The 11,839-nt window shown below is 39.0% G+C and carries 12 protein-coding genes; 10 read left to right on the top strand and 2 right to left on the bottom strand.

The window, feature by feature from the left end:
- The 7 genes from DNJ75_RS08720 to DNJ75_RS08690 form a co-directional block, all read left to right on the top strand.
- Nucleotides 1–196 (top strand): hypothetical protein (locus DNJ75_RS08720; RefSeq protein ID WP_157968276.1); only part of this gene is annotated, 196 nt, incomplete at its 5' end.
- Nucleotides 197–474: 278 nt separating this feature from the next.
- On the top strand, nt 475–2,031 hold the full coding sequence (locus DNJ75_RS08715) for an ATP-binding protein (protein WP_117003064.1): 1,557 nt from the start codon (nt 475–477) through the stop codon (nt 2,029–2,031).
- A gap of 171 nt (nt 2,032–2,202) precedes the next feature.
- Nucleotides 2,203–3,771 (top strand): ATP-binding protein, encoded by a 1,569-nt coding sequence (locus DNJ75_RS08710; protein WP_117003063.1) that lies wholly within the window; start codon nt 2,203–2,205, stop codon nt 3,769–3,771.
- Between the two features lie 103 nt (nt 3,772–3,874).
- Entirely contained in the window at nt 3,875–4,633 is a 759-nt protein-coding gene (gene ubiE / locus DNJ75_RS08705; protein WP_117003062.1) for a bifunctional demethylmenaquinone methyltransferase/2-methoxy-6-polyprenyl-1,4-benzoquinol methylase UbiE, read from the top strand.
- Nucleotides 4,634–4,642: 9 nt separating this feature from the next.
- The gene (locus tag DNJ75_RS08700; RefSeq protein WP_117003061.1) at nt 4,643–5,263 is read left to right on the top strand and encodes an SCP2 sterol-binding domain-containing protein; all 621 of its coding nucleotides are present in this window, start codon (nt 4,643–4,645) and stop codon (nt 5,261–5,263) included.
- Complete coding sequence (gene ubiB / locus DNJ75_RS08695) at nt 5,256–6,920, top strand: ubiquinone biosynthesis regulatory protein kinase UbiB (protein WP_117003060.1); 1,665 nt, start codon at nt 5,256–5,258, stop codon at nt 6,918–6,920. Before DNJ75_RS08700 ends, ubiB begins: the two co-directional genes overlap by 8 nt.
- Before the next feature lie 4 nt (nt 6,921–6,924).
- The gene (locus DNJ75_RS08690) at nt 6,925–7,275 is read left to right on the top strand and encodes a histidine triad nucleotide-binding protein (protein ID WP_117003059.1); all 351 of its coding nucleotides are present in this window, start codon (nt 6,925–6,927) and stop codon (nt 7,273–7,275) included.
- Here DNJ75_RS08690 and DNJ75_RS08685 read toward each other — a convergent pair.
- Both DNJ75_RS08685 and htpG read right to left on the bottom strand, forming a co-directional pair.
- Nucleotides 7,272–7,853, bottom strand: coding sequence for a cysteine hydrolase family protein (locus DNJ75_RS08685; protein ID WP_117003058.1), 582 nt, complete (start codon nt 7,851–7,853; stop codon nt 7,272–7,274). The genes DNJ75_RS08690 and DNJ75_RS08685 overlap by 4 nt on opposite strands.
- A 532-nt stretch (nt 7,854–8,385) precedes the next feature.
- Nucleotides 8,386–10,278, bottom strand: coding sequence for a molecular chaperone HtpG (gene htpG / locus DNJ75_RS08680; protein ID WP_117003057.1), 1,893 nt, complete (start codon nt 10,276–10,278; stop codon nt 8,386–8,388).
- A gap of 160 nt (nt 10,279–10,438) precedes the next feature.
- Between htpG and DNJ75_RS08675 the strand changes: the two genes are divergently transcribed.
- The 3 genes from DNJ75_RS08675 to DNJ75_RS08665 all read left to right on the top strand — a co-directional run bounded on the left by DNJ75_RS08675 (nt 10,439) and on the right by DNJ75_RS08665 (nt 11,819).
- Complete coding sequence (locus DNJ75_RS08675) at nt 10,439–10,858, top strand: GFA family protein (protein WP_117003056.1); 420 nt, start codon at nt 10,439–10,441, stop codon at nt 10,856–10,858.
- Between the two features lie 177 nt (nt 10,859–11,035).
- On the top strand, nt 11,036–11,269 hold the full coding sequence (locus tag DNJ75_RS08670) for a hypothetical protein (RefSeq protein ID WP_117003069.1): 234 nt from the start codon (nt 11,036–11,038) through the stop codon (nt 11,267–11,269).
- A 1-nt stretch (nt 11,270) separates the two neighbouring features.
- A complete protein-coding gene (locus DNJ75_RS08665) occupies nt 11,271–11,819 on the top strand; it encodes a helix-turn-helix transcriptional regulator (RefSeq protein WP_188618910.1) in 549 nt (182 codons plus the stop codon).
- Nucleotides 11,820–11,839: the final 20 nt, after the last annotated feature.

Here is an 11,839-nt window from a genome sequence, read left to right as displayed (position 1 = left end):
AGTTTATGATGACTTTGTTGTATTGATTGCACAGCTTGGCGGCTCTAAATCAGGTGAAGTAACAAGGCATTACATCTTGGAAGGAATGAAAACATATCTTGCAAAACTACGCGTAGATCAGTTTATTGAGGAGCATCAGATAAGCCAAGCAGACTTAAAAGCCATATTGAATTTTATTGGGCGAGGAGAAATTTAAAAAATGGGGAGTTTTCAGGATACTCTAAGTTTCGATTTGCAAGCTAGCGCGCTGTGGGGTGGACGAGGCAATCCAATTCTGTCATGGACGATAACCTAGCAACCGCAACAACCTGTCATTATTCACGAATCACCTTTGCCATCGATCATTACCATCCATGGCAGCTACGCATTGGACCTGGACACCCCTGACTTACGAATGACTCTGCTATTCCTAAGTCATGCGTTCTTTGCTACACTCTATGTCAACGATGGCTTTACTTCAGACATAATAAGTGCATGAAAAAATTACCAATTGGCTACTCAACCCTAGCTGAAATGATTAACGGCAATACATTTTATGTCGATAAAACCAAACATATTCATGAAATAGCCTCTCAGGGCAAATATTACTTCTTATCTCGTCCACGACGCTTTGGTAAGAGCCTCACTATTGACACCTTAAAGCAGCTATTTCTTGGCAAGCATGAGCTGTTTAAAGGCTTATATATTGAAGATAAATGGGATTTTAATGAAGTGTTTCCTGTCATTCACTTTAGCTTTGGCGGCTCTAAGGCAATCAATAGCGAAAAAACCTTGCTCGAAATTATTGACCAGACATTACTTAATACCGCCAAGGCGTATGAAATTGAACTCCCCAACTTAGAGTACAGCGCTCAATTTGATGTATTAATCAAAGCATTAAAACATAAATATAATCAACGCGTCGTATTCTTAGTCGATGAATACGACAAACCCATTCTCGATGTCATTAGCGAGTCTGATAAGGCACTGCGCAATCGCGAGATCCTTAAAGGGCTGTATAGTGTTATTAAAGACAACGATGCCTGTTTACGCTTTGTCTTTTTAACCGGAGTGTCTAAGTTTTCTAAAGTGAGCCTGTTTAGTGGTTTGAATAACCTAAAGGATATCTCCTTTCACTATCGCTATGCAGATTTATGTGGCTACACCCAAGAAGAGTTAGAAAGCACCTTTGATGATTATCTACACGACGTTGATCTTGGCAAGCTCAAAGCGTGGTACAACGGCTATAATTTTGCAGGTTCTGAAAAGCAAAAAGTCTATAACCCTTTTGATATCTTGCTCTTTTTTGACAATGCTAATCAGTATCAAAACTACTGGTTTGAAACCGGAACACCAAGCTTTCTGCTTAAGATCATCGAACAGCAACGCGCAATTATTCCTGATCTTGAGAATTACGAAGCAAATTTAAACATTATCAATAGCATCGATGTTGACAGTATCCCTATCGCAGGCTTAATGCTGCAAAGTGGTTATTTAACCATTAAAGACACCATCGACTATGGTGGTTTACTTTGGTATCGGTTAGGCTACCCCAATCTTGAGGTGCGCAGCAGTATTAACCAGCACTTTACCAAACTAGGCACAACCACCGAAGCCGCCAATGCTAATCAGCTTGCCATTAACCGCGCACTATTAAGCGATGATTGGCAGCAATTTGCTAAAGCCATTCAAAGCTTTTATAGCAGCATTCCTTATGATTACTACAGCAAAACACCATTACATCGCTATGAAGGTTATTATTGCGCGATTATTTATAGCTATTTTGCCGCCCTTGGTTATGACGTTAAACTAGAAGATCATACCTCTGAAGGTCGTATTGATATGTCGATTATTATCACGGGTAAAAAGGTCATTATTTTTGAGTTTAAGGTCAGTCAAGGTGAAGATTTGGCCGCAAAAGCCGTACAGCAGATTATCGATAAAAACTATGCGTTGAAATTTACCCATCTTGAGCTACCAATCTACCAAGTGGGGATTTCATTTGACTATAACTTACGCACAATTAATGGTTTTGAGGTTGTTGAAAAATAACCAAAGGAATTATTCACAAAAAACCACCGCCATTGATTATTACCATCCATGGCAGCTGACGCATTGGATTTGGACACCCCTAGCTCACGGATAACTCTGCTATTCCTAAGTCATGTGTTCTTTGCTACACTCTATGCCAGTAATGGTTTTACTTAAAGACATAATAAGCGCATGAAAAAATTACCAATTGGCTACTCAACCCTTGAGAAAATGCGTCAACCCAATATGATTTACGTTGATAAAACCAAGCATTTACTTAATTTAATTGAGCAAGATGCTTATTACTTTTTATCCCGTCCGCGACGCTTTGGTAAGAGCCTCACTATTGACACCTTAAAGCAGCTATTTCTTGGCAAGCGTGAGCTGTTTAAAGGCTTATATATTGAAGATAAATGGGATTTCAATGAAATATTTCCTGTCATTCATTTTAGCTTTGGGCGATCTAAAGCCGTGTTTTCTGAAGAGTCCTTACTACAATGGATTAGCCGTGAGTTAAGCGATAATTCTAAACGTTATAATGTTGAGTTAGACACTAGTATGCACTATGATCTACAACTTGATCAGCTCATTAAAACCTTATATCAAAAATACAATCAACGCGTTGTATTCTTGGTCGATGAATACGACAAACCCATTCTCGATGTCATTAATGAATCCGATAAGGCGCTGCGCAATCGCGAGATTCTCAAGGGTCTTTACAGTGTCATCAAAGATAATGATGCTTGTTTACGCTTTGTCTTTTTAACTGGAGTATCTAAGTTTTCTAAGGTAAGTTTATTTAGTGGTTTAAACAATTTGGAAGACATCTCCTTCCAAGCACGATTCGCTGATCTATGTGGCTACACCCAAGAAGAGTTAGAAAATACTTTCGATGATTATCTACCCAATGTTGATCTTGGCAAACTCAAAGCCTGGTACAACGGCTATAATTTTGCAGGTTCTGAAAAGCAAAAAGTCTACAACCCTTTTGATATCTTGTTATTCTTTAGAAATCAACAGTATCAAAGTTACTGGTTTGAAACTGGTACACCCACTTTTTTAATCAAGCTCATCAGCAAACGCCGCGACATAATTCCTGAGCTTGAGAATTATGAAGCAACGCCTGATGCGTTAAATAGCATTGATGTCAACAATATCCCAATTGCAGCATTAATGCTGCAAAGTGGTTATCTAACGATAAAAGAGCAATTTTATTTTGGTCAAGATCTTTGGTATCGTTTAGGCTACCCAAATTTTGAAGTGAAAACGGCCCTAAATAGACAACTGACCAAAATTGGGCTTACTCAGGAAGATGCCACCGCCAATCAACTTGCCATTAACCGTGCGTTATTAAGCGATGACTGGGATCAATTTGCTAAAGCCATTCAAAGCTTTTACAGTAGCATTCCCTATGATTACTATAGCAAAACACCATTACATCGCTATGAAGGTTATTATTGCGCGATTATTTATAGCTATTTTGCCGCCCTTGGTTATGACGTTAAACTAGAAGATCACACCTCTGAAGGTCGCATTGATATGTCGATTATTATCACGGGTAAAAAGGTCATTATTTTTGAGTTTAAGGTCAGTCAAGGTGAAGACTTAGCCGCAAAAGCTGTACAACAGATTATCGATAAAAACTATGCGTTGAAATTTACCCATCTTGAGCTACCGATCTATCAAGTGGGGATTTCGTTTGATTATAATTTACGGACAATCAATGGTTTTGATGTTATTGAAAGACAATCAAAGATTTGACATGGACAAAACCTAGCACACAACAGCAAGCCAAGAAACGCTGTAAAATAGCTTCTTATCGGTATATACTGCCTAGCAATAATAAGCTTCGCTCATTTATCTTATGCATAAAAAACCACACGATCAAACCACGCACTTTGGCTTTGAAGAAGTCAACTGGGAAGACAAACAGCAAAAAGTCGCCGATGTCTTTCATTCGGTGGCAGCAAAATACGACATTATGAATGACGTGATGTCATTTGGTGTGCATCGTTTATGGAAGAAAATCGCCATTCAGAAAGCCTCAGTCAAATCAGGTCAAAAGATTCTTGATCTAGCTGGTGGCACGGGTGATTTGGCTTATCAATTCACCCAAAAAGTTGGTGATCATGGCAAGGTAATATTAAGTGACATCAATGCATCCATGCTTAATATTGGTCGTGAAAAGCTCACCAATCGCGGTTGTGTTGGTAATATCGAATACGTTCAAGCCAATGCCGAGTGTTTACCCTTTGCCGATAATACATTTGATTGCATCACGATTTCATTTGGTCTTAGAAATGTCACCGATAAAGATGCGGCACTCGCTTCGATGCAACGCGTATTAAAACCAGGTGGCCGTTTGTTGGTACTTGAGTTTTCAAAGCCGATACTACCATTATTAAGCGCGATTTATGATCAATACTCTTTTAAGATTTTACCTTTTATGGGACAACTTATTGCCCAAGATGCCGATAGTTATCGCTATCTCGCCGAATCAATTCGCAAGCACCCAGATCAAGACACACTAAAAGAGATGATGCTAAATGCAGGCTTTGATAAGGTGGACTATCAGAACATGACTGGCGGCGTTGTCGCCTTACATATGGGCATTAAATACTAAGGTGATCAAATGAATGAACAAATGATCATTAAATCTATCAATCTCATACTCGATAAAGTACTTAGCTTAGATCCACAGAAAACCTATTTGCTCCAGCAGCTGAACAGTCAGCCTCTTTATATTGCTATTAATGATCTTGGTCTATGTTTTTGTTTTGAGCCAAGTGAAGATAAGCTTATATTTGCATTAGCTAAAAGCACTCATTCAGCCAATCTACTGACAGCAAGCTCGGGAACTTTAATTGCAATGGCATTAAGTCAGCATCCACAAAGCTATATTCAACAAGGTGAAGCTAAATTCATTGGTGATATGCATGTGCTTGAGTGTTATCGCGACTTCTTCAAAGCGATTCGCCCTGATCTGATCTTCACACTAACTTCAGGCCAAACGACGTCACTGAATTCTTTTTTAGCCAAACCGCTTGGTGTCATTAAAGCATGGTGGATGACCAGCAAAGAACGTCTGCCGCATGAATTGAGAGAATATATTCAATATGAAAAAGAGCTTTTCCCATGTAAAGAAGAAGTCGAGGATTTCTTCAGTGACATTCAGCTGTTAAAACAGGATCTAGAGCGCGTCACTACCAAGATAACTCGCCATATTAATGCCAACGGTGATCAGCATGACTAAACTTAAAAAATGGCTACGCCTGATCTATATTGGTTACGTGCTAAATAAATATAATGTCACCACGATGATGGCTGATTTACCCTTATTGCGCGCACTTAAAATCACGCTTATCTTTAATCCTTATTATTGGTTTGCACGTAATAAGCTTGATCGCGGTACTCGCTTACGTTTAGCGCTGGAGACTTTGGGTCCTATCTTTATTAAGTTTGGGCAAGCATTGTCAACACGTCGCGATTTATTACCGCATGATCTTGCAAATGAACTTGCCAAGCTACAAGATAAAGTCCCGCCTTTTTCTGGCGAATATGCACGTACAGTGATTGAAAAGGCATTGCAGCAACCGATTAGTGACGCTTTTACACAATTTGACATCACCCCTTTAGCATCGGCATCGATTGCTCAGGTGCATAGTGCTACACTTGCCAATGGTCAAGAAGTTGTGGTCAAAGTCTTGCGTCCAAATATCGAAAAAGTATTAGTGCAGGATACAGAGCTATTAAAAACCCTTGCACATATGCTTGAGCGTTATGTGCCGGCAACGCGGCGTTTACGTCCCGTTGAGGTCGTGGCTGAGATTAGTCGCAATCTTCTTGATGAGCTTGATTTACAGCGCGAAGCTGCCAATGCCTCACAACTGAAACGCAACTTCAAAGACAGTCAGATCCATTATGTGCCTGAAGTTTATTGGCAATATTGCCGCAGCAATCTATTAACCATTGAGAAAATAAAGGGCATCCCTGTCTCTGATATTGACACATTAAAGTCACTCAACACCGATCTTAAACTCTTAGCTGAGCGTGGCGTTGAAATCTTCTACACGCAGGTTTTCCGTGATTGTTTTTTTCATGCCGATATGCATCCGGGCAATATTTTTATCGATGCAACTAACCCGCAAGACCCAAAGTATATATCCATTGATTTTGGTATTGTTGGCACGCTTACCCGTGAGGATCAGCATTATCTTGCTGGTAATTTTCTAGCTTTTTTTAATCGTGATTATAAAAAAGTAGCTGAACTGCACATCGAATCAGGCTGGGTTCCCTATGACACTCGTGTCGATGAGTTGGAATCAGCAATCCGCACCGTATGCGAGCCTATTTTTGAAAAGCCATTAGCTGAAATATCATTTGGTTATACCTTAATGCGTTTATTCCAAGTGGCAAGACGCTTTAATATGTCCGTACAACCACAATTAGTACTATTACAAAAGACTTTATTAAATATCGAAGGCTTAGGACGAAATCTGTATCCTGAGCTTAACCTATGGGCGACGGCTAAGCCATTTTTAGAGAAATGGATGAAGACGCGTGTTGGCTGGCAAGGCTTTGTTAAGCGTTCAATGGCAAGCATTCCTGATTTGAGTGAACGTTTGCCTGATGTGCCTGAGCTGTTATTTGATTTATTAAGTGCCCAAGTTAATCAGACTAAACGTGATAGCTTAGCATTGCCGAATCAAAGCAAACAGGTCAAACACTCTAAACGCTATGGTGTTATGATTGGCTTTGGTATTTCACTAACCGCGCTTGGTATTATCTCCGGGTTTCAAGGTGAGCTATTAAACACCTTGCATCAGTTTATTGACAAACATTATGCTGTTGTTGCTGGGGTTGGTGTGGCACTGTTACTATACACTTTTTTCTCAAAACAAAAGGATTAGATCAATGAGTGATTGTATTTTTTGCAAAATTATTAATGGTGAAATCAAATCAAATAAAGTCTATGAGGATGCTGACATTTTAGCGTTTCATGATGCTTTTCCGGTGGCTGAAGCTCATGTGCTTGTTGTCCCTAAAAAGCATATCGATAGCTTAAATCATCTTGAAGATGAAGATATTCCTCTTGTTGGAAAAATTAATCTAGCGATCCCTAAGATTGCACAAACCTTAGGGCTTAAAGCAGGTTTTAAGACCTTGGTGAATACCGGTAAAGCAGGTGGACAAACTGTTTATCATCTGCATTATCATATATTAGGTGGGCGCTTTACCAAAAAGGATGCACTGCTACACACTTAATTTTCTTTGGTAAACTCAGCTGTTGTAGTGATTTGTGCCAAACGCGATAAAGCACTTAAACTTGCCTCATGTGACTCTTTAGTTGCTGCATTACAGGCATCAGCAACAATAACCACTTGATAATCACGATCATGCAACTCGCGTGCTGTCGCTTCAACCACATAAGTCGTTGATACGCCACAAATGATTACGCGTTCAATTTTATTTGCCCTTAATACAGGTTCCAAATTCGTGCCATATAATGCACTCACGCGGTGCTTAGTAACAATGACATCTTGAGGCTCTACATCCATTTTTTCGTGAAACTCAGTTCCCCATGTTCCCAGTTTTAATACACCGTATTCTGGCGCCTTACCGAACATCGGCGAATGCTGAGGGCACTCTTGATAATGTGCTTCAAAACCTACTTTAACATGCGCAATCAGCACCTTATGTTTTCTTGCCCAAGCAATCACTTCATTTGCCTTTTCCATTGTTTTATCTTCGATAATACGTGCCGCATTATGCGCACCAAAAGCACCCTTTGGATCTACGATTTCGTTAATAAAGTCTGCAACTAAGACTAATGTGTTTTGCATGATAAATTCCTTAAGTTATATGATATTTCATTTAGCTCCAGTCAGTGATATGTAGCTAAACAATCGTTTGTTGGTAATCATAGATATTAAGATCGAGCCTGAATATGACGGTTTACTGTCACTCTCAGACTTGACCCGAAAATCCAAATGAGGTGATTTAAACGCCATATGCAACGGCTTTAACTTCGCTCAGCCAACGTTCGTACTAACAAGCTCGCGTGTTATAACAACACAACACAACTCAACGCCACTTAGTTTAATCCAAAATAATACTAAATTGCTAATGGTAAAAACTAAATAGCTATATAGAAACTTTAAAGATTACATCCATCCAAGGCACAAAATTCCTTATCAAAAGCATACCCATCATAAATCTTTTTGCGGTGTTTGGTTGTAAAATAGTTTGTGAAGATTTTGGCAAGTTGGATTGCAGGTAATAGCTAGGACTATTATCAAAATTCAACTTGCTAAAAACACGCAAAATATAAAGCAAAAAAAATTCTGTAAAATGGTTTGTGATGGGTATATACGATTACACCGCTAAATATTTATTAACCAAACCGACAAAGTTTGCGGGATCTTCAAGTTGAGCACCTTCAACCAACAAGGCTTGTTGATATAAAAGATCTGTCCAATCAGCAAATTGCGCATCGTCTTGCTCTTGCTGCAAGTGCTTCACTAATTTATGATCAGCATTGATCTCAAGAATTGGTTTGCCCCCCATGCCTGGCATCATCATTTGCCCTGCATCTGCCATCATTTTTTGCAAATGCATGCTCATGCCATAATCATTAACAACAATACAGCTTGGTGAATTAGTCAAACGCTTAGAAAGACGTACATCTTCGACTTTATCTTTTAGCACTTCTTTCATTTGCTTAATAATGCTTTCAAACTCTTTCTGTGTTTCTTCTTGCTGCTTTTTATCTTCTTCAGAATCCAAGTCACCAAGGTCTAAATCACCTTTAGCCACTGATTTTAAGGTCTTGCCATCAAATTCAGATAAGTGCGATGTCATCCACTCATCAACGCGATCGCTTAACAATAACACCTCAATGCCTTTCTTACGGAATACTTCCAACTGTGGGTTATTCTTCGCTGCATTAAAGCTCTCAGCGGTCACATAGTAGATAAACTTCTGATCTTCCTTCATACGTGACACATAATCAGCTAATGACACATCTTGTTCGGCAGTATCTTTGTGCGTTGAAGCAAAGCGCAATAACTTAGCGATCTTATCTTTGTTTTCATGATCTTCAGCAGGCGCCTCTTTTAATACTTGTCCAAACGCCTTCCAGAATTTCGCATATTGCTCTTTATCATCTTTAGCCATTTTATCGAGCATATCTAAGACTTTCTTAGCTGTAGCTTTTTTGATCTTATCGATCACTTTATTATGCTGCAAAATCTCACGTGAGATATTCAATGGCAAATCATTTGAATCAATCACCCCTTTAACAAAACGCAAGTATGACGGCAACAAATGCTCGTTTTCCATGATAAATACGCGTTGTACGTAAAGCTGTAAACCAGATTTACGCTCGCGATCCCATAGATCAAATGGCGCGCGCTCTGGTAGATACAAGAGGCTTGTATATTCAAGATTACCCTCAACCTTATTGTGCGACCAAGTTAATGGATCAGTAAAATCATGTGAAATATGCTTATAAAACTCTTTGTACTCTTCATCGGTAATTTCAGACTTAGAACGTGTCCATAACGCTTTAGCTTTATTAATCGTTTCCCATTCTTTCGTTTCTTTTTCTTTCCCTTCTTCATCATATTCTGTTTTTAACATTTGAATAGGTAAGGAGATATGATCAGAATATTTTTTAACGATTTGACGCAATTTCCAATCATCTAACAAATCATGTTCTTCATCTTTAAGATGCAAAACAATCTCCGTACCACGTGCTTCTTTAGTGATATCTTCAACGCTAAATGAACCATCGGCCTTGGACTCCCAACGCACGCCTTGTGAAGCTTCAACACCAGCTTTGCGTGTATTTACCGTCACTTTATCAGCAACGATATACGCAGAATAAAAACCAACACCAAATTGACCAATCAATTGTGAGTCTTTACTCTGATCACCACTTAATGCTTCTAAGAATTTCTTAGTTCCTGATTTTGCAATTGTACCCAAATGCTCAATTGCCTCATCACGCGTCATACCAATACCATTATCGGCAATCGTGATCGTTTTAGCTTCCTTATCAAAAGAAATGCGTACTTTTAAATCGGCATCATTTTCAAAAATATCGGCATTACTTAATGCTTCAAAACGCAGCTTTTCTGCAGCATCTGATGCGTTAGAAATAAGCTCTCTTAAGAAAATTTCACGGTTTGAATAGAGTGAATGAATCACCAAATGTAATAATTGTTTTACTTCCGTTTGAAAGTCAAAAACTTGCTTTTCAGACATGGTCGCTCCTATTTTGGTTTGCTTTATTTAAAACTCGACCGCAAACAAATGGGCGTTAAAAAAGATATTTCAAGGCGAAATTTATAAAATGTTGTTATTGACAAGTTAAGCTCATAAATAGTACCGTCTATCCACACCAAACTTTTGGATATAACAGACAATGAACAACACCATCTACACTGCTAGTTGCCTTTGCGGAGATATCAAAATAAATATTACTGCTGAACCCATCGCCATGCTTAATTGCCACTGTAAAGATTGCCAAAAATGGACAGGCTGCGCTTATGAGCCAGCCGTTGCTTTTAACAAAAGTGACATTCAACTTCAAGGTCAAGTCAATTTTTTTGACAAAACGTCTGATAGCGGAAGCGTTGTCTCACGTGGTTCATGTGCCAACTGCGGTGGCTCAATTATCAATAAGTGCACCGCCTTTGATCACTTGTATATTCTATATGCCGGCACTATTGATAGTGAAAATTTCAAACATACGCCACTTGCTGAGATCTATACCCGCAGCAGAATGAATGATCATTGTGAATTAGAAAATACACCTCAATATCAAGGGGCATTACAGAGATAACTATTGAGTTTCACTCGTTTCCTGAGCATAGTCGAAGGGTACGAGTATCAATGGCTTCGACTGACGCTCAGCCAACGTTGATAAAATGATGAGTCAAATTATAAGTGCATCTTCATTTGTTGACATATGTCAACATTGATCTATAATTCAAAACATCCTGATAAACTACACAAATGCATGAGAACCAAGCACCCTAATAAAGAAATTGAGAAAGCCATCAAATATGCTGAAATGAAGGGGTGGCGCTATCAATCTAGCGGGAGCTCTGCACATGCTTGGGGTCGATTATTATGCCCACTTGAAAGCAGAGATGGTCACTCAATCAGTATATGGTCAACACCTCGTAGTGCTGAGAACCATGCAAAACAAATTAGAAGAGTCGTTGATAACTGTGAGCATCAAGGAGAATAACATGGCTGAAACTTATGAATTTACACTTATCCTTCAGGGAGTCGATGAAAATACACCGAACTTGGAAGACGCCTTATTTGAGGCAGGTTGTGACGACGCTATTATTAACTTTAAAAATGGCACTGTATATCTTGATTTTGACCGAGAAGATGTAAGCTTTGAACACGCAATTCTTTCCGCAATTAAAGATATTGAATCAGCGCAAATCAATGCTTCTGTAAGTAGTGTTGCGCCAGAACACCTTGTCAACTCAACTGATATTGCAAGTCGAGTTTCATTAAGTAAGCAGGCGCTATCGCTATACATTCTGGGCAAAAGGGGCAATAACACTTTCCCCAAACCAATTTTGAAAATTAGCAATAAAAGTCCTTTATGGCGATGGACAGCCGTAGCTGAATGGTTCTATCAGCAAGGAAGAATCAAAGATCATAAAGTCATTGAGCATGCCACAACTGTAGAAGATATTAATGAGACTCTGGGTGCTCGAGCAAGAAAAGCATTTTCCCATCGTAAAAAAATCTATCATGACTTAGGTGCATCACAGAGGTAATTATTGAGATTCACTTTTTC

The sequence above is a fragment of the Cysteiniphilum litorale genome (assembly GCF_003428165.1).
Classification (GTDB): Bacteria; Pseudomonadota; Gammaproteobacteria; order Francisellales; family Francisellaceae; genus Caedibacter; species Caedibacter litoralis.
The sequence above is the reverse complement of the archived record's forward strand: the minus strand, read 5'-3'. Positions and strand labels throughout refer to the sequence as shown.

What these genes read in the sequence shown, in the direction of transcription:
- DNJ75_RS08715 (WP_117003064.1), top strand. Translation starts at nt 475, where the DNA reads ATGAAAAAATTACCAATTGGCTACTCAACCCTAGCTGAAATGATTAAC.
- DNJ75_RS08710 (WP_117003063.1), top strand. Translation starts at nt 2,203, where the DNA reads ATGAAAAAATTACCAATTGGCTACTCAACCCTTGAGAAAATGCGTCAA.
- ubiE (WP_117003062.1), top strand. Translation starts at nt 3,875, where the DNA reads ATGCATAAAAAACCACACGATCAAACCACGCACTTTGGCTTTGAAGAA.
- DNJ75_RS08700 (WP_117003061.1), top strand. Translation starts at nt 4,643, where the DNA reads ATGAATGAACAAATGATCATTAAATCTATCAATCTCATACTCGATAAA.
- ubiB (WP_117003060.1), top strand. Translation starts at nt 5,256, where the DNA reads ATGACTAAACTTAAAAAATGGCTACGCCTGATCTATATTGGTTACGTG.
- DNJ75_RS08690 (WP_117003059.1), top strand. Translation starts at nt 6,925, where the DNA reads ATGAGTGATTGTATTTTTTGCAAAATTATTAATGGTGAAATCAAATCA.
- DNJ75_RS08685 (WP_117003058.1), bottom strand. Translation starts at nt 7,853, where the DNA reads ATGCAAAACACATTAGTCTTAGTTGCAGACTTTATTAACGAAATCGTA.
- htpG (WP_117003057.1), bottom strand. Translation starts at nt 10,278, where the DNA reads ATGTCTGAAAAGCAAGTTTTTGACTTTCAAACGGAAGTAAAACAATTA.
- DNJ75_RS08675 (WP_117003056.1), top strand. Translation starts at nt 10,439, where the DNA reads ATGAACAACACCATCTACACTGCTAGTTGCCTTTGCGGAGATATCAAA.
- DNJ75_RS08670 (WP_117003069.1), top strand. Translation starts at nt 11,036, where the DNA reads ATGAGAACCAAGCACCCTAATAAAGAAATTGAGAAAGCCATCAAATAT.
- DNJ75_RS08665 (WP_188618910.1), top strand. Translation starts at nt 11,271, where the DNA reads ATGGCTGAAACTTATGAATTTACACTTATCCTTCAGGGAGTCGATGAA.